The organism is Amycolatopsis orientalis DSM 40040 = KCTC 9412, assembly GCF_000478275.1.
Classification (GTDB): Bacteria; Actinomycetota; Actinomycetes; order Mycobacteriales; family Pseudonocardiaceae; genus Amycolatopsis; species Amycolatopsis orientalis.
Genome location: NZ_ASJB01000064.1, coordinates 63,594 through 85,932, shown reverse-complemented (window position 1 = coordinate 85,932; position 22,339 = coordinate 63,594). Strand labels below are relative to the sequence as shown.

Below are 22,339 nucleotides of genomic sequence, written 5' to 3'. Positions count from 1 at the left end.
ATATGTCTGTGAAAGGTGGTGTTGCGCCATGTCGCGGGAGACCCCTGCCGCCGCGTTGCTGCCGTCCGAAACCCCGGTGCGGTTCCTCGCCGAGGACGGCACGCGCGTCGACGAGCACGACGGCTACTCCGCACCGCCCGCCGACCGGCTCGTCGAGGCCTACCGGCTGATGGTGCTCGGCCGCCGGTTCGACGTCCAGGCGACCGCCCTGACCAAACAGGGCCGCCTCGCCGTCTACCCGTCGAGCGCCGGCCAGGAGGCCTGCCAGGTCGCGAGCGCGCTCGCCCTCACCGACGCCGACTGGCTCTTCCCCACCTACCGCGACTCCGTCGCGCTGGTCGCGCGCGGGCTCGACCCGGGCGAGGTCCTCACGCTGCTCCGCGGCGACGCGCATTGCGGCTACGACCCCGCCGCGACGCGGGTCGCGCCGCAGTGCACGCCGCTGGCCACCCAGACCCTGCACGCGGCCGGGCTCGCGCACGCGATGCGGCGCCGAGGTGAGGAGGCCGTCGCGTTCGCGCTCATCGGCGACGGCGCCACAAGTGAGGGCGACTTCCACGAGGCGCTCAACTTCGCGGCCGTGTTCCAGGCGCCCGCCGTCTTTTTCGTGCAGAACAACGGTTTCGCGATCTCGGTGCCGTTCGAGAAGCAGAGCGCCGCGCCCGCGCTCGCCTACAAGGGCGTCGGCTACGGCGTCCGGTCCGAACAGGTCGACGGCAACGACGCCCTCGCGGTGCTCTCGGTGCTGGACGACGCCGTCGCGCACGCCCGGACCGGTCGCGGACCGGTGCTCGTCGAGGCGCACACCTACCGGATCGACGCGCACACCAACGCCGACGACGCCACCCGCTACCGCGATCCGGCCGAGGTCGAGAAGTGGCGTGCGGCCGACCCGGTCCGCCGTCTGGAGACCTACCTGACGAACGAGAACCTCCTGTCCGAAAAGGACATCGAGCGGTTCCGTGCCGAAGCCGAGACCTTCGCGGCCGGCGTGCGCGACACGCTCAACGCCGACGTCGAGCCCGACCCGCTCTCGCTGTTCGAGCACGTTTACGCCGAGCCGACCCGGCATCTGATCGCCCAGCGCGCGCAGATCGTCGCCGAACTCGAAGCAGTGGAGGCATGATGAACGAGCTTTCGATGGCGCAGGCACTCAACGCCGCACTGCGCGACTCCGTCAAGGACGACGACCGTGTGCTGATCTTCGGCGAGGACGTCGGGCCGCTCGGTGGCGTGTTCCGGGTGACCGACGGGATCACCGCCGATTTCGGCGAGGAACGCTGTTTCGACACGCCACTGGCCGAATCCGGCATCGTGGGCTTCGCGGTCGGGATGGCGATGGGCGGTTTCCGGCCGGTCGTCGAGATGCAGTTCGACGCCTTCGCCTATCCCGCCTTCGAGCAGATCACCTCGCACGTCGCCAAGCTGCGGAACCGCACCCGCGGCGCGCTTTCGCTGCCGATGGTCATCCGGATCCCCTACGCGGGCGGGATCGGCGGCGTCGAGCACCACTGCGATTCGAGCGAGGCGTACTACACCCACACGCCCGGCCTGCGCGTCGTCACGCCCGGCACCCCGCAGGACGCCTACGACCTCCTGCGCGACGCGATCGACTCACCGGATCCGGTGATCTTCCTCGAACCCAAATGCCGATACTGGTCGAAGGAACCGGTCTCCTTCACCCGTGGCGGCACCCCGATGGACCACGCGGTCGTCCGCCGCGAGGGCAAGGACGTCACGCTGATCGCCTACGGCCCGATGGTCGCGACGGCACTGGAGACCGCCGAGGCGGCGACCACCGAGGGCTGGGACGTCGAGGTGGTCGACCTGAGGTCGCTGACGCCGTTCGACGACGAGACCGTCACCGCCTCGGTGCGGCGCACCGGGCGCGCGGTCGTCGTCCACGAGGCCGCCGGGTTCGGCGGTTATGGCGCCGAGGTCGTCGCCCGCGTCACCGAACAGTGCTTCCATCAGCTGCACGCGCCCGTCCTGCGGGTTACAGGGCTCGACATCCCTTACCCGCCACCGAAACTGGAACGCCACCAGCTTCCGGACGTCGACCGGATCCTGGACACCATCGCCCGCCTGCAGTGGAACGACCAGCCGGCGGTGGCCGGTGCCTGACTTCCTGCTCCCGGACCTCGGTGAAGGACTGACCGAGGCCTCGATCGTGAACTGGCTCGTCGCGGAAGGCGACACCGTCGGCGTCGACCAGCCGGTCGTCGAGGTCGAGACCGCCAAGGCCGCCGTCGAGGTGCCGGCGCCGTTCGCCGGCGTGGTCACCCGCCTCCACGGCGAACCCGGCCAGTCGCTGCCGGTCGGCGCTCCCCTGCTCACCATCGGCCCCGGTTTCGCCGAGCCGGGCGTGACGACCGCGAGCGAAGGGAGCGGCAACGTCCTCATCGGCTACGGCACGACCACCACGACGAGGCGCCGCCGGACGCGCACCGTCGTCGCCACTCCCGAGAAGCACTCGAAAGCACCCGGCGTGATCTCGCCCTTCGTCCGGAAGATGGCCGCCGACAACCGGATCGACCTGACGAAGCTGACCGGAACCGGTCCTGGCGGCATCATCCGGCGCGCCGACGTCGAAGCGGCGCTCACCGTCCCGGAGCAGCGGGACGGCGAGACGCGGATCCCGCTGACCGGGGTCCGCAAGGCGGTCGCCGACAAGCTGACGACCTCGCGGCGCCAGATCCCCGAGGCGACGGTCTGGGTCGACGTCGACGCGACCGAACTCGTGGCGGCGCGGAAGGCGCTCAACGCCTCGGCACCGGACCGCCCGGTGAGTCTCCTCGGTCTCATCGCCCGGTTCGCCGTGGCGGGGCTGCGGAAGTACCCCGAGCTGAACTCGCGCGTCGAAGGCGAGGAGATCGTCCAGTTGCGCGACATCAACCTCGGTTTCGCGGCACAGACCGACCGCGGTCTCGTCGTGCCGGTCGTCCGCGACGCGGGCTCACTGTCCACAAGGGAGCTTTCGGCGGCGATCCGCGAACGGACGACCCAGGCACGGGAGGGCAAGCCCAGCCCGGCGGGTGGCACGTTCACGGTGAACAACTACGGCGTGTTCGGGGTGGACGGATCGGCCGCGATCATCAACCACCCGGAGGCGGCGATCCTCGGCATCGGCCGGATCCTCGACCGTGCCTGGGTCGTCGACGGCGCGCTGGTGGCGCGGAAGATCTGCGAGCTGACGCTGGCGTTCGACCACCGGGTGTGCGACGGCGGGACCGCGGGCGGGTTCCTGCGGTTCGTCGCCGACTGCGTCGAGTCGCCGGTCACCGCGCTCGGGGATCTCTGAGCGGCGGCCACAACTCCCGGTTGTGGGCCGTCCACGGGTCGTTGTTCGACTTGGGCGCCGCGGCTTGCTTTGATCTCGCGCATGGGCGGACGGTCGCTGGGGCGACGATTCGGATGGCTTTGGGCGGCGTACGCGGCGAGCGCTTTCGGCACCAGGTTCGCGTTCGACGCGTTCAGCATCATCGCCATCGTGGTGCTGGGCGCGGGCACCACCGAGGTCTCACTGTTGGCGGCCGCCGGTCTCGTGGCAGGCGCGGTGGTCGCGCTGCCGCTCGGCCCCTGGGTCGAGTTCCGCCGCAAACGGCCGGTGATGATCGCGATGGACCTCGTCCGCTGCGGGGCGCTGCTGACCGTCCCGGTGGCATACGCGCTGGGATTGCTCGGTTTCGGCCAGCTTCTCGTGGTTTCGGTCGTGGTCGCCGCGGCCGACATCACGTTCCTCGCGGCCAGTGGCGCTTTTCTGAAAACGCTGCTTCCCCGCGAAGACCTGCTCGTCGCGAACGCCCGGTTCGAATCGACGACCTGGACCGCGACCGTGCTCGGCCCACCGCTCGGCGGCTTCGCCGTCGGTCTGTTCGGGCCGGTGGTCACGATCGCCGCCGACGCGGTCAGCTATCTGCTCTCCGCGGCCGGGATCCGCGCCGTCGGCGGTGCGGAGCCGCCGCCCGCGAGGCGGGACGGCCCCCGGTTGAGCGGCCGTGACCTGCGCGAAGGGTGGCGATTCATCCTCACCCATCCGGTACTGCGTCCCCTCTTCGTCAACACGATCCTGGTCAACGGCCTGATCATGGCGACCGCGCCGCTGGTCGCCGTCCTGATGCTCGGGCAGCTCGGCTTCGCCCCGTGGGAGTACGCGGTCGCCTTCGCCGTGCCGTGTCTCGGCGGCCTGCTCGGGTCGAGGCTCTCCCGGCGGCTCGTCACCCGGTACGGCCGCGAACGCGTCCTTTTCGTCGCCGGCTGGCTGCGCGTCTGCTGGCCGGTCGGGCTGGTCTTCCTCCATCCCGGTGTGTCGGGTCTGCTCCTGGTCATCGTCGTGGAGTTCTGCCTGATCACCTGTATCGGCGTGTTCGCTCCGGTACTCGCCACCAGCAGGCTCGAACTGGTGCCCCTCGACCGCGCGGCCCGCACGCTGTCGGCCTGGTCGATCGCCGGGAAGCTCACCACGGCGGCCCTGACCGCGTCGTGGGGACTTCTCGCCGCGGTCACCGGCCCGCGGGCCGCGGTCGGGATCGCCGGGCTGCTCATGCTCGCGACGCCGCTCCTGCTCCCCCGGAACCGTCGGGCCCCTGTGCCAGGATCGGCGCATGACGATCAAGAGGGTGGTTCCGGATCTGGAGAGCAAGTCGCTGGAGCAGGCGACGGCCTTCTACCAGCGGGTGCTCGGCTTCGAGGTGGTGATGGATCACGGCTGGATCGTGACGCTCGCGGATCCGGCGCGTCCCGAGGTCCAGCTGAGCCTGATGACGCATGACGAGACGGCGCCGGTCGTGCCGGTCGCGTCGATCCAGGTCGACGACGTCGACGCGGCGTACGCGGAGGCGAAGGCGTCCGGCGCGGAGATCGTGCACGAGCTGACCGACGAGCCGTGGGGGGTGCGGCGGTTCTTCGTCCGCGACCCCGACGGGCACGTGGTGAACGTCCTCGCCCACCGCTGAAAGCCGTTTCATCAGAATTTCATGACGCATCCCTAGCGTTCGAACACGCACCGTAGTCGAGCGAAAGGGAGTCGAATGTGAAGAAACTCAGGGGGGTCCTGGCGGCGGCCGCGCTGGCCATCGGGATGGTCGGCGTCACCGCGCCGGTGGCCCAGGCCGACCAGGCGCACTATTACATCCTCATCGGCGGCACCTGTGACGGCGCCGCGACCGTGTACGACAACGCCTGGTTGCGGGGAGGGATCCGGAAGGTCGTCCATTACCCGGCCGGGGCCGCCGGACTGCCCAACTGCGACCAGACGCCGATGGACCAGAGCGTCGCACGCGGGCACGAGGAAGCCCGGCGGGTGGTCCAGAGCTCCTTCGACGAGAACCCGGGGGCGGAGTTCACCGTCGTCGGCTACTCGCAGGGGGCGCTGGTCGCGAACCTGGTGCTGAACGACATCGCGGACGGCAGGCTGGGCGTGGACAAGTCGCGGTTCAGCGCGAAGATCTTCGCCGACCCGATGCAGCCGGTCGGCCCGCCGGGACGCGGGATCAGCGCGGTGCTCCCGCCGGGTGCGGGCGCGCCGTCGCCGTTCGGCGGCTACGTGTCGTTCGGTCCCGGCCGCACCGATTTCGGTGGCATCCCGTTCATCCGCTACTGCATCGAGACCGACGGTGTCTGCCACTTCGACACCCTCGAAGCACCTGGCGGGTACTTCGCCCAGCACCTTTGTTACCAGTGGGCCCGGCCCACCGATCACCGCTCGATCATGGAGGACACGATCGCGGACGGCGTGTACACCAACGGTTCGCACGCGCTGCCGCGGCAGAACTGCCGTCCGCCATGGCCTTCGGCGTGATCGGCTGAAGTCGGCTGTCGCCCGGCGCCCGATCGCCGGGTGACAGCGGTTCGGGCGATGGCCCGCCCACAACGTCGTGGGCGGGCCATCGTCGGTCTACCGCGCCTGCTGCACCATCGGCGCCGGGGCATGCCCGGTCGGCCGGGCGGTGAACGTGCCCCGGCCCTGGGTCCGGCCGCGCAGCCGCGTCGCGTAGCCGAACAGTTCGGCCAGCGGCACGATCGCGGTGACCACGGTCGTGCCCGCGCGCACCGCCGACCCCAGGACCCGGCCACGCCGGGCCGCCAGATCGCCGAGCACCACGCCGACGGCACTTTCGGGCACGGTGACCGTGACCTCGGCGACCGGCTCCAGCAGCGTCATCGCCCCGGCGCGCAACGCCTCACGGAGCGCGAACCGCCCGGCCGTCCGGAACGCCATCTCCGACGAGTCCTTCGAGTGGGTGGCCCCGTCGGTCAGCGTGACCCCCACCCCGGTCACCGGATGCCCGCCGAGCGGGCCTTCCGCCAGCGCGTCACGGCAGCCGGCTTCGACCGCGCGGACGTATTCCCGCGGTACCCGGCCACCGACCACAGTGGACCGGAACTCGAACTCCCCTTCCGCCAGTGGTTCGGTGTCGATGACGACGTGGGCGAACTGCCCGGCGCCGCCGTCCTGTTTGACATGCCGGTGCACGAAGCCGGTCACGCCACGCGCGACCGTCTCGCGGTAGGCCACCCTCGGGCGCCCGACGCCGACGTCGAGTCCGTGGTCGCGACGGATCTTCTCCACCGCCACCTCCAGATGCAGCTCGCCCATTCCCGACAACAGGGTCTGGCCGGTCTCGCGATCGGCCCGGATGACCAGCGACGGATCCTCCTCGACCAGCCGCGTCAGCGCCGACATCAACCGGTCCGTGTCGGTGCCCGTCCGTGCCTCGACGGCGACCGACACCACCGGATCGGCGACGACGGGCGGTTCGAGCAGGACCGGATCCGCCGGCGCGCACAGCGTCGCGCCGGCCCGGGCCGCCTTCAGCCCGACCACCGCGACGATGTCGCCCGCGGCGGCGCTGTCCACCCGCGTGTGCCGGTCCGCCTGGACCCGCAGGATGCGGCCGACGCGTTCGGTCCGCCCGCTGCCCACGTCCACCACCGCCTCCGAAGTCCGGATCGTGCCCGAATACACCCGCAGGTACGTCAACCGCCCGGTGGCGGTCGCGGTCACCTTGAACACCAGTGCCGCGAACGGCGCCGACGGATCGGCGGGCCGCTCGTGGACCGTGCCTTCGTACTCGCCGCGGACCGGCGGGACGTCCGACGGTGCGGGCAGGTACGCCACCACGGCTTCCAGCAGCGGCTCCACACCGCGGTCGCGGTAGGCCGAGCCGCACAGCACCACGACGCCCTCCCCTGTCCGGGTCAGCTCGCGCAGCGCCGCGACCAGCGTCTCCGTCGAAACCGACGAGGACGCGCAGAACTCCTCCAGCGCGGCCGGATGGAGTTCCGCCACAGTCTCTTCGAGCAGGCGGCGGCGCCGGTTCGCTTCGTCCACAAGGGACTCCGGAACCGGGCCTTCCTCGGCCGTCCCGGCACCGTCGGCCCAGACGAGCGAGCGCATCCGCAGCAGGTCGACGACGCCCACGAAGCCGTCCTCGGCCCCGATCGGCAGCTGGACCACGAGCGGACACGGATGCAGCCGGTCCCGGATGGACTCCACGGCCGCGTCCAGGTCGGCGCCCGCGCGGTCGAGTTTGTTGACGAACGCGATCCGCGGCACGCCGTGCCGGTCGGCCTGGCGCCACACCGATTCACTCTGCGGTTCGACCCCGGCGACGCCGTCGAACACCGCGATCGCGCCGTCGAGGACCCGGAGCGACCGTTCGACCTCGTCGGAGAAGTCGACGTGGCCGGGGGTGTCGATCAGGTTGAGGCGATGACCATCCCACGAACAGCTGACGGCGGCGGCGAAGATCGTGATGCCGCGATCCCGTTCCTGGGAATCGAAGTCGGTCACGGTCGTGCCGTCGTGGACCTCACCCCGTTTGTAGGTGGTGCCGGTGACGTACAGGATCCGTTCGGTGAGGGTGGTCTTTCCCGCGTCCACATGGGCGAGGATGCCCAGATTCCGGACGGCGGACAGGGGGACACGGTGCGGTTCGGTGCGCATGGCGCGGACCTTTCGAGATGATCTCCGGAAACTTCGACAGCGCGATTCCGGCGAACGCGGGCAGGCGACCGTCACCGTTGCGGGACAACGGGAAGAGGGCGCGAGCGGGTCAGGCGTTCGTCAAGGAGCCGGTGCTAGCCGCGCGGCAGGCACCGGATGCGCGAAGACACGAGGATCACCTCGTACCGAGCCGAGGGGACGACGGCGGCGTGGCGATGACGCACTGTCCTGTCCTTCCTCGTCGGGGCGATAGGCGGCGAGTGTAGCCACGGGAGAGCCGGTCCGGGAACCGGTTTTCCGCGGATCCGGGGGAAACCGGGCGGGGACCGACCAGTTTCCGGCGGCGGCGGTGTCCGTCCTTTCGAGAGACACCACAGGAGGAAGGAGCCGGGCATGCGGGCGGACGAACTGCTGACCCTGGCGAAGACCGGCGACGGCGAGGCGTTCCGTGACCTCGTCGCGCCGTACCGCCGTGAGCTGCAGGTGCACTGTTACCGCATCCTGGGCTCGGTGCAGGACGCCGAGGATCTGCTGCAGGAGACGTTGCTGGCCGCGTGGCGCGGGATCGGCGCGTACGAGGAACGCGCGTCCGTGCGGACCTGGCTGTACCGGATCGCGACCAACCGCTGCCTCAACGCACTGCGGGCAGGCGGCCGCCGTCCGCAGGACCACACGGTTTACCGATCGGAGGTCCCGTTGCCCGAGCCGTCGCGCCGCCGTCCGGAACCCAGCTGGCTGGAGCCCTACCCCGACGTCCTGCTCGACGAGATCGCCGATCTGGTGCCCGGTCCGGAGGCGCGGTACGAGGTCAGGGAGTCGATCTCGCTCGCGTTCCTGGCGGCGCTCCAGCAACTGCCGCCCCGGCAGCGGGCCGTGCTGGTGCTGCGGGACGTCCTCGGGTTCCGCGCCGCCGAGGTGGCGGAGATCCTCGACACCACCGGGAACGCGGTGACCAGCGCGCTGAACCGGGCGCGCACGGCACTGGCCAGGGAGCTGCCGGACGGCGGCCGGGAGACCGCTCCCCTGCCGGATTCGCCGCGGGAACGCCGGATCGTCGACGAGTTCGCCCGCGCCTTCGAGAACGGCGACGTCGAAACCATCGTGGCGCTGCTGACCGACGACGCCTGGCTGACGATGCCCCCGCTCCCCTTGGAGTACCAGGGTCCGGACGCCGTCGGGAACTTCCTGGCGACGGTCGCGTTCCGGGACGGCCACCGCTACTCGCTGATCCCGACCCGGGCGAACGGCCAGCCCGCCTTCGGCTGTTACCTCCTCGACCCGAGGACGCCGATCTGCCACGCGCACGGGGTACTCGTGCTGGCCCTCGCGGGCGACCGGATCACCGCGGTGACCCGGTTCCTCGACAACTCACTGCTCGCGGCCTTCGGGCTTCCCCGCTCGCTGCGCGGCTGATCCTCCCCGCATCCCACACGCCCGCCGGGCGTGTGTTCCGTCCTGCCCGAAAACCCTGTCCCACCAAGGAGAAACCTTGACACCCAAACAGGCGTGGGTTCTGGCGCTCGCCTCATCGGCGTCGTTCATGATGGCGCTGGACAGCCAGGTCGTGACGACGGCGCTGGGCACGATCCGCCGGGATCTGACCGCCTCGATCGAACAACTCGAATGGACCGTCAACGCCTACAACCTCAGCTTCGCCGTCCTGCTGCTCACCGGGTCAGCGCTCGGTGACCGGTTCGGCCGCCGCCGGATGTTCGTCACCGGCCTCGCGGTGTTCACCCTCGCCTCGGTGGGCTGCGCGCTGTCGGCGGACATCGGCACGCTGATCGTCGCGCGGACGGTGCAGGGCGCCGGTGCCGCGCTGGTGCTGCCGTTGTCGCTCACCCTGATCAGCGCGATCTTCCCGCCCGAGCGGCGGGGCAAGGCGATGGGGCTCTACCTGGGGCTCACCGGCCTGGCGACGTTCAGCGGCCCGTTCATCGGCGGCGCGATCGCCGAGGGGCTGGCGTGGCAGTGGATCTTCTGGCTCAACCTGCCGGTCGGCGTGGCCGCCGTCCTGCTGACGCTCCGGCGCGTCGACGAGAGCGCGGGCCCGAACAACCGGTTCGACGTGGGCGGTGTCGTCCTGGTGACCTTGGGAGCGCTGGGCATCGTCTGGGGACTGGTCCGGGGGAACCTCGCGGGCTGGGGCAGCGCCGAGGTGCTGGGCGCGCTGGTACTCGGCGTCGCCCTGGTGATCGCGTTCGCGTTCTGGGAACGGCACAGCGAAGCGCCGATGCTGCCGATGCGGTTCTTCCGGCTGAGGGCCTTCTCCACGGCCAACGCGGCGAACTTCTGCGTTTTCGCCTCGCTGTACGGCACGTTGTTCTTCCTGCCGCAGTACTTCCAGACCGCGCAGGGCTTCGGGCCGTTCGAGGCGGGGCTGCGGATGATGCCGTGGACCGCGACCCTGATGATCTGCGCGCCCATCGCGGGCAAACTGGCCGACAAGTACAGCGCGCGGACGTTCGTGGCCGCCGGGCTGCTGCTCCAGACCATCGGCATGAGGTGGATCGCCCTGGTCGCCGAACCCGGCACGAGCTACGCCGTTCTGCTGCCCGGGTTGATCGTCAGCGGTGTCGGCATCACGTCGGCCATGCCCGCCGCGCAGCGCTCGGTTGTCGGAGCCGTCCGGCCGCAAGAGATCGGCCAGGCTTCCGGCGCGTTCATGATGTTGCGGATCTTCGGCGGGGTGTTCGGCGTCGCGGTGACGGTGGCCGTCTTCGCCGGTGCCGGAAGTTACCTGTCGCCGTCGGAATTCGGCGGCGGGTTCACGACCGCGATGGTCGCCGTCGTCGCGTTCGCCTTCACCGGCATGCTGGTCGCCTTGGGTATGCCGGGCAGGCGACCGGCCGAAGCTCCGCGGGCACCCGCCCTGTCCGGTACCGATCGAGGAGGAGACCGATGACCGATCAGAAGGCTCGCGCCGAAACGCTCCGCCGCCTGCACAGCGGGGAGATGCTGGTCCTGCCGAACGTCTGGGACGCGGCGAGCGCAGAGATCGTGGCGGAGGCGGGGTTCCCCGCGGTCGCCACCGCCAGTGCCGCCGTCTCGGCCATGCTCGGTTACCCCGACGGCGAAGGCGCGCCATGGCAAGAGATGTTCGCCGCCGCGGGCCGGGTCGCCCGCGCGGTCTCCGTGCCGGTGACCGTGGACGCGGAAGCGGGTTACGGCCTGGCGCCACGGGAATTCGTGGAGCGGCTGCTGGAGACGGGTGCCGTCGGCTGCAACCTGGAGGACACCGATCACTCCTCGGGCGGGCTGGTCGACGCCGGCGAGCACGCCCAGCGGCTCGCGGACATCCGCGCCGCGGCGACCGAAGCGGGCGTCCCGATCGTCGTCAACGCCCGGGTCGACACGTTCCTGGGTGACCGCGGGATTCCTGAGCCGGACAGGCTCGCCGAGGCCGTCCGGCGGGGCAGGCTCTACCGGGAGGCCGGTGCCGACTGTGTGTACCCGATCGGCGTGCGGCGGCGGGACGACCTCGCCGCGCTGGTCATCGAACTCGGGTGCCCGGTCAACGGGAACGTCGGCGAGGAACTGGATCTGGCGGCGCTCCGGGAACTGGGCGTGGCACGGGTGTCCTACGGTCCCCGCTTCTATCGCGCGGCACTGGAAGGCTTCAAGACGGCCCTCACGAACCTCTAGACCTGGCACTTACGAGCGCCCGACTGGTGAGGCGTCGGCACCGAGCCTCGTGAGTGGTAATGACGGTTCTAACCGTCATTACCACTCACGAGACTTGACCTGCGCCCGTCACCGTGTCTTGGGCCCCGCGCTGTCCGTGAAGGACTCCTTCCCTACCCTGAAGGTCAGGGTCCCGGCAAAGTCGGCATTTTGCAGGTCGGGTACCTCTTCGTCGTGGTGCAGCCGTCTATGAAGGAATTGGGACGTTGAGTGTCCCAATTCCTTCATAGACTCGGGTCACACTCGGTTGCGAAGCTTGATCAACAGAGGATCAGGGACATACCCCCGAGCACCCGGCACACCCCGAGTGGGGAAGATTGCGGACGTTGAACGTCCGGAATCTTCCCCAGTCGAACCCCGCAAACACCAGCGACGTCACACCCGGACCACCACGAGCAGCACTAACCACCAGCCCCACCACTCACCGCAGCCGGAAGCCCATGAAGGCACTCCCTGCGGCTGGCGGCGCGCAAGCGTTACCGCTAGTGAGGGGTGTGTGGATTTAGGGACGTTGAACGTCCCTAAATCCACACACCCCTCACGCTGGCCACCGTCCCAGGAGCGGCGCGGACCAGCAACTCTGCGACTTTGCCAGGCCCTGGCCCTGAAGGTAGAAGGAGTCCTTCACGGACCGGGGTCGAGACCGCCGGTCTCGTGAGTGGTAATGACGGTTCTAACCGTCATTACCACTCACGAGGGGTCACTTGCAGAAAGCGGTGTCCACTGTGGCCATAACGGCTGCGCTGCCCCGCTCGCCGTCGCCGAAGGTCCCCGGCATCGCGGTGACCGCGAGTCCGACGGTGCGGCCGTCTTCCGTGGCCCCACCCCGGGTCTCGAACCCGTGGATGTCGCCGCCGTGCCCCCAGTACACGCCACCGCAGCTGAGCGGGTTGCTCACCAGGCCGAGGCCGTAGCGGGCACCCGGGAACACCGGGGCGTCGACGGTCTTCCGCATCTCGGCCAGCTGCTCGCGCGGCAGCAACGCCCCGTCGAGCAGCACGCGGAAGAACTTCGCGAGGTCGCCCGGCGTCGAGATCAGCTGGCCCGCGGCCCCGCCCCAGGACGGATCCAGCTCGGTCGCGTCGATCACCTCGCCGCTCGCTGCGCTGCCGATCGCGTACCCCTGGGGATGCGGCCCCTGGATGGTCTGGTCGCCGGGCTGCGGCCAATAGGTGTGCCGCAGGCCCGCCTTCCTGATGACGCGTTCGGTGATCTGCTCCTGCACCGGGCGTCCGGTCACCTTCTCGATCACCATGCCCGCCAGCAGGTAACCCGTGTTGCTGTACTCCCATTTGGCGCCGGGGGCGAACTTCGCCGGATGGGCCAGCGCCGCGGCGAGCAGATCGTGCGGCTGGAAGAACCTGTGCTGGATCCGCTCGAACTCCCCCACCCCGATGTGCTCGGTATAGTTCGGGAGCCCGCTGGTGTGCTGCAGCAGCTGCCGGATGGTGATCTTTGTGGCATCGATGCCTTCGCCGCGCACGAGTCCCGGCAGGTACTTCTCGATCGGCGCGTCCAGGTCCACTTTGCCCTCCGCCACCAGTTGCAGGACGACGATCGCGGTGAACGTCTTCGTGTTGCTGCCTGCCCGGACCGAGCCGTCCCGCGGGACGGGGACCCGGCGATCGATCCGCGAGGACCCCGCGACCAGCGACGTCGTGCGTCCCCGGTTGGTCACCGAGGCCAGCGCGGCCGGGAATTTCTCCTGGCTCACCAACGAGTCGAGGCTCTTCCGCAGCTCCTGACCCCCGGGCGGGGCCGCCTCCGCCGCGGTGGTCCACACCGCAGCCATCAGCCCCGCCACCGTCAGGACCACAACACCCTTGCGTACCGTCGTGGTGCTCTTGCCCGTCATTCGTACTCCTTCGTCGACCGGATCACCACGGACAACGATGGCCGGATCGGACGCGAAGATCAGGAGGGCGGCCTCCCCGATTCCGGGTAGCGCTGGCGCTACCCCTGCTTCTCGACGGCGTAGCGGAGGACGATGTTCTCCGACCCCTCATGGGTTTCGCTGCCCAGCAACCGCAGACGCGCGGTCGTCTTCCCGTCGAACGCGGGGGTGCCGCCGCCGAGTACGCCGGCCCCCAGCACGATGTCGAACTCGTCGACGAGCCCGGCGGCGAGGAGGTCGTTCCAGAGCACGCGGCTGCCGAACATCAGGATGGGCGCGCCTTCACCGCGTTTCAGTTCGGCGATGTACTCGTGCGCGTCGGCCCGGCGCACGAACGTGGTGGTGTCGCGGTACGGCCCGTCCTGTTCTTCGGCGGGTGTGTCGGAGACGACCACCTTCTCGATCTCGCCGTTGCGCCGGGAAATCGCCCGTGCACCTCGGTCGCGGCCGGGTCGCCCGCCATTCGCGGCCAGAAGCCCTGGAACAGCTGGAATGTCCTGGCACCCAGCAGGAGGGTTCCGGCTTCGGCCAGTTCGGCGCGGTTGTGGGTGTCGAACTCGTTGTCCAGCGGCATGACCATGAAGTTCCCGCCCGGGCCTTCGTAGTGGCCGTCGAGGGACATCAGGATGGTGACGATGAGCTTGCGCATGTCTCGCTCCCCAAGGGGTCGTTCCGGTCCTTACCCCCATGCAGAGACACGACCACGCGGAAACTCATCGGTCCCCGCGAAACTTTTTCCTGCCGGAATTCGTCCCACCATTGTCCGCACGGGATCCGGCTGGTTAAGGTCAATTCGATAAGTGGACTAGACCACCTGAGGCCGGGAGGCGACGATGCCCCTCGACGAACAGCAGACCTGGGCGGTCCTGCGCGAGCTGGACGAGCACGGCCACTGGGAGGTACCGCACGACTTCGACGGCCCGGCCGAACGGGCCCGCTTCGAACGGCTGGCCGAGCGGCTCGACCGGCGATTCGGCTGCTCCTGCGAGGTCGACCGGCACGTCCAGGACGCCAGCCATTTCGGCAGGATCGTGATCCCGGCGGACGCGACGTCGGCCGTCGACCACCTGACCGTCACGGTCAGCAATTTCGGCGGCCTGGTGGCGGTGACCCTGGGATATCCGGGCAGCTACGACGAAGACGAGGAACGGGAGTTCTTCCCGGCGGCGGAACGAAGACGGATCGAAGACGAACTGGAAGCACTCGGCTACCTGCCCGTCTCCGAACATCCGTTGTGGACCAGGTACACCGGCATCAGCGGATTCGACGCCCTCTACCCGCCGGACCGGCCGCCGTCGTGGTGGGACCGGTTCTTCGACTACCTCTAGACCGCCACGAGCGCTGAGGGCGCATGACGGACCGAGCGCCTGATCACAGGGCGTGAACTCCAGGCTCCGGGGCGCTCGTTACCCTGAGGCAATGACGTCGCACAAGACCCCTCAAACGATGAAGCCCGCGACAGCGGCGAAGAAGCTGGGTGTGTACCTCGAGGCCACCCCGGCGGAGTTCCAGGAGGGTGTCGTCTCCCGCGACGAGCTGAACGCGCTGCAGGCCGAACCGCCCGAGTGGCTGCGGGAGCTTCGCCGCAACGGGCCGCACCCGCGGCCGGTCATCGCGGCGAAGCTGGGCATCTCCATCAGCGGCCTGGCGCGCGGCGGGATCACCGAGGCCCTCACCACCGAGCAGATCGAAGAGATCAAGACCGCCGCCCCGGATTGGCTGAAGCGGGAGCGCGAGACCCACGCCGAGGTCCGCAAGGAGGAGGCGCGGGTCAAGGCCGCGCGGAGCGAGAACTAACCTCTTCGGCGGCGCTTCCCGCCTTTGGGAGCGCCGCGCCGGCCGGGCGGCGGCTTCCGGGCCCCGGGCTGGGGGCGTTTGCTCTTCGCCGGGGCCTGCTTCTGCTTGTCTTGAGCCTGCTTTTCCGGGGTCTGCTGCCGTCCCCGGGTGCTGTTGACGGTCCGGCCACGGACGATCCCGATGAACTGTTCCATCAGGTCGGTGGTCTCGTCCTCCGGCCAGGACAGCGCGACGCCGGACTCGGGCGTCCCGGAGATCGGGCGATAGGTCAGGTCGCGGCGGTGATGCAGCCGGGCCAGTGACTGCGGGACGACGAGGAGCCCGACCCCGGCGGCGACCAGCTCGATGGCGTCCGCTGTGGTGGCCGGGCGGTCCAGCGCCGGTTTCCCGGGCGGCCGCTCCCAGTCCAGCGTGTCGTCGAGCGGGTGCAGCACGACGTCGTCGGCGATGTCGTCGACGGTGACCTCGTCGGCGGCGGCGACCACGTGGTCCTTGGGGACGACGACGACCGTGGTCTCGGTGTAGAGCGGGATCGCGTGCAGGCCGGTGCGGTCGATCGGGAGCCGCAGCAGGACGGCGTCCACCTCACGGCCCCGGACCAGCGCCGCGGCCTCCGCGGCGGTCGTCTGGACGAGGTCGAGCGGCACGCCGGGCGACCGCTCGTTCCAGATCCGGACCCACTTCGAGGGCGTCACGCCGGGGACGTACGCGAGTTTGAACGAGGGAGGTACGTCCGGGCCGGTCATGGACGCAAGGTTACCGGGGGTCCCCCTCGGTCTCGTGAGTGGTAATGACGGTTAGAACCGTCATTACCACTCACGAGGCTGCTACGGAGCCCAAGCCGCCGAGACCGCCCAGGTCACGTCCTGGTCGTACGACACCGGGTTGTCGAACGGGTGACCACCGCCGCTGATGGCGACGAAGACCTCCTCGGCGTAGTGCCGCATGTTCGTGCCCAGTTCGTTGACCGACGCCAGCCGGACCCCGCCGGACCCCGGCTGGGCGCAGAACGTCGCGTCCTTCCGGAACAGGTCGGTGTTGTCGTTGGCGCCGAGCCGCACCCGGAAGTCCGCGTGCCGCAGGAACCGGCCCGGATAGTTCCGTGCCTCCAGCGAGTAGCACGACGGATCCGCGAGCCCGCGCCGGACGACGAACGTCGCGTCCGCCTTCAACAGCGCCGCACTCGACGCGTTCACGACGTCCGTCCGTGCGAGACCGTCGCGATGCCGCAGGTAGCGGTCGGTGAAGCCCGGGGTGGTCACCCTGAACGACCGCGCCTGGTCGAGCGGCAGATCGGCGCCGCTGCGCCACAGCGGGACCGAGGCCGCCCACGTCGTGTCCGCCGCGAAGCTCGACGGCGTGTCCCAGGGATTCGCCCCGCCGCTACGCGCGAGATAGACGGTCTCGGCGTAGTGACGGATGAAAGCGCCCCGCTGGTTGAACGACTCCAGCGCCGTACCGCCCGCACCTTCCCTCGCGCAGAACGTCGCGTCCGCGGCGAACAGGGCCGAACCGTCGTTCGCGTCCTTGCGGATCCGCGACGACGCGTGCCGCAGGAAGTGGCCGGGATAGTTCCGCGACTCGAACGACAGGCACGACGCGTCCGCGAGCCCCTGCCGGGCCCAGAACGTCGCGTCCTTCTTGCCGAAGTCCGCGCTGCCCTCACCGAGGACGTCAGTGCGGACGAAGCCGTCCTGGTGCCGCAGATAGCGATCCGTGTACCCGGCCGTGGTGACCCGCAGCGACACGAGTTCACCCCGGCCCACCTCGGTGCCCTTGGCGATGGCGAGCACCTTCTGGTTGATCTCGCGCACCCGCGCCTCGGTCATCTTCAGCACGCGCCGGTCGTAGGTGTAGAAGCCGTTGACCTCGTTTTCGACGTCGTACGGCTCGGTGTAGACCGACGCGGAAAGCCCGCGCCCGTGCACGAACCGCCCGACCTGCTTCGTGATCTCCACGTACCGGTTCGTCAGCGACGTCTCGTCCGGGTACAGCGCGCCGTACGCGAACCCCTTGCCCGGCTCCCACTCGTGCCCGGGCACCTGCCTGCCGAGTCCGCCGTACTCCCCCAGCACCGCGACCCGTCGCGCGTCGGGTTGCCTGGTCCCGGCGGAGACCTGGTACGCGTGGTCGTCGATCACGTCGCCGTTGCCCGGATCCGGATCGGACACACAGCAGTTCGAGCCGGAGTTGTGGTTGATCAGCCGCGTGCCGTCGATCGAGCGGACCAGGTCGACGATCCGCCCGGCTTCGTACTCGCCCCAGCCTTCGTTGAACGGGACCCACTGCACGATCGACGTGATGCCCTTGTGCTGCTCGATCATCCGCCGCAGTTCGGATTCGTAGTTCGCGTGCCCGTTCGGGACCTCGTCGACGGCGTCGAGCGCGGGCATGTCCTGCCAGACCATCAGCCCGAGCCGGTCGGCGTGGTAGAACCAGCGCGCGGGCTCGACCTTGATGTGCTTGCGGACCATGTTGAAGCCCAGTGCCTTCTGGCGTTCGAGGTCGAACCGCAGCGCCTCGTCGGTCGGCGCGGTGTAGATGCCGTCCGGCCAGTAGCCCTGGTCGAGGGTGCCCAGCTGGAACACGAACTTCCCGTTGAGCAGCGGGCGCATCACGCCGCCGACCATCGCCTTGCCCAGCGACCGCATCCCGAAGTACCCGGTGACGACGTCGCCTCCGGGCAGCCGTACGCGCAGGTCGTACAGGAACGGGTCGTCCGGTGACCACAGCCGCGCGTTCGGCACGGGGACCCGGATATGCGAGCCCACCGTCCCACTCGCGGTGCCGACCACCTGGCCGCCCGAAAGCACTTCGGCGGTCGCCTGCTGCCCGGGTGTGCCCTGGACGACGAGATCGAGCGCGCCGCCGGGGACGTCGGGGGTGGTGTCCAGCCGGGTGATGTGCTCGGCCCGGACCGGTTCCAGCCAGACGGTCTGCCAGATCCCGGACGCCGCCGTGTAGAAGATGCCGTCGGGCGTCTTGCGCTGCTTCCCGATCGGGTACCGGCTGCCGTCGACCGGCGACGCCACGCCGACGACGATCTCGTTCTCCCCCGTCTTCAGCGCCGGGGTGATGTCGAAGGAGAAGGCGTCGAAACCGCCGGTGTGGCTCCCGATCGACGTCCCGTTGACCCAGACCCTGGTCTCCCAGGTGACGGCGCCGAAGTTGAGCTTCACTCGTCGTCCGTCCCATGTGGACGGAACGGTGAAGGTACGGCGGTAGAACATGTTGTCCTCATGCCGTTTGATCCCCGAAAGCATCGACTCGATCGGGTAAGGCACGAGGACGTTCTCGCTCAGCGGTCTGCCGATCGGTGGCGAGTTCAGGTTCGGCGCTCCGGTGAACCCCCAGGTTCCGTTGAGGTTGAGCCATTCCGAACGGACCAGCTGCGGACGCGGGTACTCCGGCAGCGCGTTCGACGGCGAGACCTGGTCCGTCCACGGGGTGGGGAGCGGGACGGGAGCGGCCTGGGCGACGGGCACCAGTGTCGTCGCGGCGGCCAGCAGACCGGCCACGACGCTCAGGGCGCGCGCGGTTCTTCGGTGCATGCGATCTCCCTATCTCCGGGCGGTCGTGCGCGCCAGCGACCGCTGCAGCACAACGACCACCAGCAGGAACGCACCGCTGACCACCGATTGGTAGTTGCTGTCGAGAGTTCCTATCTGGTTGATGACGTTCTGGATGACCGTTCGGATGCCCACCCCGATGACCGTTCCGAGAATCGTGCCCATCCCGCCGGTCAGCAGCGTGCCGCCGATGACGACGACGGAGATGGCGTCCAGTTCGAGGCCGACCCCGATCACCGTGACACCGGATTGCAGATAGGCCGCCGTGAGCGCGCCCGCGAGGCCGGAAAGGACACCGCTCAGCACGTAGACGGTGACCTTGGTGCGCGCCACCGGGAGTCCCATCAGCCTCGCCGACTGTTCCGAGCCGCCGGTGGCGAACACCGACTGCCCGAACCGGGTCCGCCGCAGCAGGAGCCCACCGAGCAGGCACAGCGCGGCCGCGATGAACACCGGATAGCCGAAGCCGAAAAGGGTGCCGCGGCCGAGTTCGACGAACGCCTCACCCTCCGGGATCTTGTACGTCGTCGCGCCCTCGGTGGTGATCGCGAGCAGCAGGCCGCGCGCGAAGAGCAGCGTCGCCAGCGTGACGATGAACGGCGCCATCCCGGTTTTCGCGACGAGGAGTCCGTTGATCAGCCCGATCAGGCCGCATACCGCCAGCGGTAGCACCAGCGCGACGAGAAAACCCCACTGCGAGCCATAGGCGGCAAGAACCCCGCCGAGCGCGTAGACCGACCCCACCGACAGGTCGATCCCGCCGGTGATGATCACGAACGTCATCCCGAGCGCGACGATCGCGAGGAACGAGCTCTGCAGGGCGATGTCGCGCAGGTTGTCCAGGCTGCCGAAGCGCGGGAACAGCAGCCACGCGACGGCGACCATGAGCACCAGCGCGATCGCCGCGCCCTGTTTCTGCAGGACCCCGGTCATCAGCTCGCGCCGGGTGGAGTCCTGGGCGGCCATCGTGGGCGCCGCGGTCATCGGCTGCTCCGTTCCCGTGCGACGTACACCGCGCCGACGATGATCGCGGCCTGGACCATCTGCGCGGTCGAATCCGGCAGGTTGTGCTTGATGAGCGTGGCGCGGACGAGCTGCATGAGCAGGACGCCCATCACCGTGCCGAGGATGCGGACGCGGCCGCCGGTCAGCGGGGTGCCGCCGACGACGACGGCCGTGATCGCGGACAGTTCCATCAGCAGTCCGGCGTCCGCGGGATCACCGGCGCCGAGCCGGGCCGTGGAGAGGACCCCGGCCAGCGCCGCGAGCAGTCCGCAGATCGCGTAGACGCCGATGAGGACCCGGTTGACCGGCAATCCGGCGAGCACGCTGGCCCGCCGGTTGCCGCCGATCGCGACCAGCCGCCTGCCGAACGCCGTCTTCCCGACCAGTGCCGCCACCAGCACGGCGAGGACCGCCGCGATGAGCACGCTGACCGGGATCCCGAGCACCTCGCCGGTGCCGAGCGCCAGGAAGGTCTCATCGTGCAGCTGGATCAGCCGGCCGTCGGCGAGAACGAGCGCGAGGCCGCGCCCGCCCACGAGTAAGGCGAGTGTCGCGACGATCGGCTGGATCCCGACCCTGGCCACGAGAACGCCGTTGAACGCCCCCGCCGCCAGCCCCGCCGCGAGCGCGATGGCGACGGCGGGCAACGTCCCGTAGCCGAGGTACAGCGGGACGAGCGCGGCCGACAACGCCATCACCGCGCCCACCGACAGGTCGACGCCCTCGGTGCCGATCACCAGCGCCATCCCGAGCGCGACCACCAGTACCGGCGCGGCCTGGACGAGCTGCGTGCGGAAGTTGCCGGCGGTCAGGAAGTTCGCCGTGAACGCGATGTTGAACAGCACCAGCGCGACGACGGCGACGTACACGCCGTACTCCTGCAGCCAGCGCGCGACCCGGGTCCGGTCCACCGTCTTCGCCGTGTCCGTCATGGTGCTTCCCGGATCCTCTGTTCTCCGCTGGGTGCTAGTCATCCGCGCCACCCGAGGCGATCGCCGCCAGCACGTGGTCCTGCGTCAGCTGGTTCCCGGCCAGTTCCCCGACCACCGCGCCGTCCTTGAGCACGATCAGCCGGTCGGCGCCGTCGAGCAGTTCCTCCATCTCCGACGAGATCAGCAGGACGGCCAGGCCGTCCTTCGCGAGCTCGTCGATGAGCGCCTGCACCTCCGCCTTCGCGCCGACGTCGATACCCCGCGTCGGCTCGTCGAGCAGCAACACCGTGGGTTCGGTGCACAGCCACCTCGCGAGCAGCACCTTCTGCTGGTTGCCCCCGGACAGTTCGGCGACCTTCTGATCCGGGCCGGACACCTTGATGCGCAGCCTCTGGATGAACGTCTCGACGATCCGGTCCTGCCGGGCACGGCTGACCAGGCCGAAGCGGGACAGCCTCGGCAACGCGGCGAGCACGATGTTCTCCCGCACCGAAAGATGCGGGATGATCCCCTCGGTCTTGCGGTCCTCGGCGAGCATGCTGATCCCCGCGCGCATCGCGGCCGCCACGTTCCCGCGCGACACCGGCTTTCCGCCTACGAGGACGGTGCCGCCCGAGAGCGGCAGGTCGCCGACGATCGCCCGCGCGGTCTCGGTCCGGCCCGAACCGAGCAGCCCGGCGAGCCCCACGATCTCGCCGGGCCTGATCGACACCGAGACGTCCGAGAGCCGGTTGCCGCTGGACAGGTTCTCCGCGCGCAGCACCGGTTCCCGGCCCGCCTCGTGGTCGCCCTCGAAGGCCGTCGCCCCGTGCGAGCGGATGTCGCCGACGCTGCGGCCGAGCATCATCGACACCAGTTCCAGCCGCGGCAGATCGGCGAGCGGTCCGGTGTGGACCCGCTTGCCGTCCCGCAGCACCGTCACCCGGTCACAGATCCGGTACAGCTCGTCCATCCGGTGGCTGACGTACACGATCGCGATCCCGCGTTCGTGCAGCCTGCCGATGACCTCGAACAGCGTCTCGACCTCACGGGGCTCCAAAGAGGACGTCGGCTCGTCCATGATCACGACGTCCGCGTCGACCGACACCGCGCGGGCCAGCGCCACCATCTGCTGCGCACCGACGCCGAGTGTCCCGAGTGGACGGCGGACGTCGGTTTCGATGCCGTAGTCCGCCAGCAGCGCCGCGGCGTCGGAGTTCATCCGCGCCCAGTCGACGAATCCGAACCGCGTCCTCGGCTCGCGGCCGAGATACACATTGCTCGCCACGCTCATCAGCGGGATGAGGTTGACCTCCTGATAGATCGTGGAGATCGCGCCCCGCGTCCGGACCGTGCCGGAATCCGGCCTGTGCACGCCGGTGAGCACCTTGATCAGCGTCGACTTCCCGGCGCCGTTCTCCCCCACCAGCGCGTGCACCTCGCCCGGCCGCAGCGCGAACGACACGTCGTCGAGCGCGCGCACCCCGGCGAACGTCTTCGTCACGCCTTCGACATCGAGTACCGGTTCCAT

General features: G+C 69.7%; 20 protein-coding genes. 11 read left to right on the top strand and 9 right to left on the bottom strand.

Annotation, left to right across the window (positions count from 1 at the left end; translation table 11 throughout):
- Window positions 1-28 precede the first annotated feature (28 nt).
- From pdhA to L324_RS22045, 6 genes are all read left to right on the top strand, one after another.
- Window positions 29-1,126 (top strand): pyruvate dehydrogenase (acetyl-transferring) E1 component subunit alpha, encoded by a 1,098-nt coding sequence (gene pdhA / locus L324_RS22070; protein WP_037311735.1) that lies wholly within the window; start codon window positions 29-31, stop codon window positions 1,124-1,126.
- Window positions 1,126-2,124: an alpha-ketoacid dehydrogenase subunit beta gene (locus L324_RS22065; protein WP_037311732.1), complete on the top strand. Its 999-nt coding sequence runs from the start codon at window positions 1,126-1,128 to the stop codon at window positions 2,122-2,124. Before pdhA ends, L324_RS22065 begins: the two co-directional genes overlap by 1 nt.
- The gene (locus L324_RS22060) at window positions 2,117-3,301 is read left to right on the top strand and encodes a dihydrolipoamide acetyltransferase family protein (protein ID WP_037311729.1); all 1,185 of its coding nucleotides are present in this window, start codon (window positions 2,117-2,119) and stop codon (window positions 3,299-3,301) included. The genes L324_RS22065 and L324_RS22060 overlap by 8 nt, the downstream gene beginning before the upstream one ends.
- A gap of 81 nt (window positions 3,302-3,382) precedes the next feature.
- Window positions 3,383-4,771, top strand: coding sequence for an MFS transporter (locus tag L324_RS22055; protein WP_152546954.1), 1,389 nt, complete (start codon window positions 3,383-3,385; stop codon window positions 4,769-4,771).
- Window positions 4,677-4,955, top strand: a complete 279-nt coding sequence (locus L324_RS22050; protein ID WP_235783606.1) for a VOC family protein — start codon at window positions 4,677-4,679, stop codon at window positions 4,953-4,955. The genes L324_RS22055 and L324_RS22050 overlap by 95 nt, the downstream gene beginning before the upstream one ends.
- A 77-nt stretch (window positions 4,956-5,032) precedes the next feature.
- A complete protein-coding gene (locus L324_RS22045) occupies window positions 5,033-5,800 on the top strand; it encodes a PE-PPE domain-containing protein (protein ID WP_037311723.1) in 768 nt (255 codons plus the stop codon).
- Between the two features lie 96 nt (window positions 5,801-5,896).
- On the opposite strand, the gene fusA is transcribed toward L324_RS22045, so the two are convergent.
- Complete coding sequence (gene fusA, locus L324_RS22040) at window positions 5,897-7,948, bottom strand: elongation factor G (RefSeq protein WP_037311719.1); 2,052 nt, start codon at window positions 7,946-7,948, stop codon at window positions 5,897-5,899.
- A 393-nt stretch (window positions 7,949-8,341) separates the two neighbouring features.
- Between fusA and L324_RS22035 the strand changes: the two genes are divergently transcribed.
- From L324_RS22035 to L324_RS22025, 3 genes are all read left to right on the top strand, one after another.
- Entirely contained in the window at window positions 8,342-9,361 is a 1,020-nt protein-coding gene (locus L324_RS22035; RefSeq protein WP_037311714.1) for a sigma-70 family RNA polymerase sigma factor, read from the top strand.
- A 76-nt stretch (window positions 9,362-9,437) separates the two neighbouring features.
- The gene (locus L324_RS22030; RefSeq protein WP_037311712.1) at window positions 9,438-10,853 is read left to right on the top strand and encodes an MFS transporter; all 1,416 of its coding nucleotides are present in this window, start codon (window positions 9,438-9,440) and stop codon (window positions 10,851-10,853) included.
- On the top strand, window positions 10,850-11,593 hold the full coding sequence (locus L324_RS22025) for an isocitrate lyase/PEP mutase family protein (RefSeq protein WP_037311710.1): 744 nt from the start codon (window positions 10,850-10,852) through the stop codon (window positions 11,591-11,593). The genes L324_RS22030 and L324_RS22025 overlap by 4 nt, the downstream gene beginning before the upstream one ends.
- Window positions 11,594-12,332: 739 nt before the next feature.
- Here L324_RS22025 and L324_RS22020 read toward each other — a convergent pair.
- The 3 genes from L324_RS22020 to L324_RS42995 form a co-directional block, all read right to left on the bottom strand.
- On the bottom strand, window positions 12,333-13,487 hold the full coding sequence (locus L324_RS22020; RefSeq protein WP_037311707.1) for a serine hydrolase domain-containing protein: 1,155 nt from the start codon (window positions 13,485-13,487) through the stop codon (window positions 12,333-12,335).
- Between the two features lie 98 nt (window positions 13,488-13,585).
- Window positions 13,586-13,921, bottom strand: a complete 336-nt coding sequence (locus L324_RS42845; RefSeq protein WP_161780875.1) for a dihydrofolate reductase family protein — start codon at window positions 13,919-13,921, stop codon at window positions 13,586-13,588.
- Window positions 13,819-14,175, bottom strand: coding sequence for a dihydrofolate reductase family protein (locus L324_RS42995; protein ID WP_162531617.1), 357 nt, complete (start codon window positions 14,173-14,175; stop codon window positions 13,819-13,821). Before L324_RS42995 ends, L324_RS42845 begins: the two co-directional genes overlap by 103 nt.
- Window positions 14,176-14,359: 184 nt before the next feature.
- Between L324_RS42995 and L324_RS22010 the strand changes: the two genes are divergently transcribed.
- The gene (locus L324_RS22010) at window positions 14,360-14,854 is read left to right on the top strand and encodes a hypothetical protein (RefSeq protein WP_037311696.1); all 495 of its coding nucleotides are present in this window, start codon (window positions 14,360-14,362) and stop codon (window positions 14,852-14,854) included.
- 118 nt (window positions 14,855-14,972) lie between these two features.
- Window positions 14,973-15,323: a DUF5997 family protein gene (locus L324_RS22005; protein ID WP_201769679.1), complete on the top strand. Its 351-nt coding sequence runs from the start codon at window positions 14,973-14,975 to the stop codon at window positions 15,321-15,323.
- Here the strand turns inward: L324_RS22005 and L324_RS22000 are convergent.
- The 5 genes from L324_RS22000 to L324_RS21980 form a co-directional block, all read right to left on the bottom strand.
- Window positions 15,320-16,069: a LysR substrate-binding domain-containing protein gene (locus L324_RS22000; protein WP_037311690.1), complete on the bottom strand. Its 750-nt coding sequence runs from the start codon at window positions 16,067-16,069 to the stop codon at window positions 15,320-15,322. The two genes, L324_RS22005 and L324_RS22000, sit on opposite strands and share 4 nt — an antisense overlap.
- Before the next feature lie 81 nt (window positions 16,070-16,150).
- On the bottom strand, window positions 16,151-18,874 hold the full coding sequence (locus tag L324_RS21995; protein ID WP_037311688.1) for an AbfB domain-containing protein: 2,724 nt from the start codon (window positions 18,872-18,874) through the stop codon (window positions 16,151-16,153).
- 9 nt (window positions 18,875-18,883) lie between these two features.
- Window positions 18,884-19,876, bottom strand: a complete 993-nt coding sequence (locus L324_RS21990) for an ABC transporter permease (protein WP_037311686.1) — start codon at window positions 19,874-19,876, stop codon at window positions 18,884-18,886.
- Complete coding sequence (locus L324_RS21985; protein WP_037311681.1) at window positions 19,873-20,829, bottom strand: ABC transporter permease; 957 nt, start codon at window positions 20,827-20,829, stop codon at window positions 19,873-19,875. Before L324_RS21985 ends, L324_RS21990 begins: the two co-directional genes overlap by 4 nt.
- A 34-nt stretch (window positions 20,830-20,863) precedes the next feature.
- Complete coding sequence (locus L324_RS21980; RefSeq protein WP_051174033.1) at window positions 20,864-22,339, bottom strand: sugar ABC transporter ATP-binding protein; 1,476 nt, start codon at window positions 22,337-22,339, stop codon at window positions 20,864-20,866.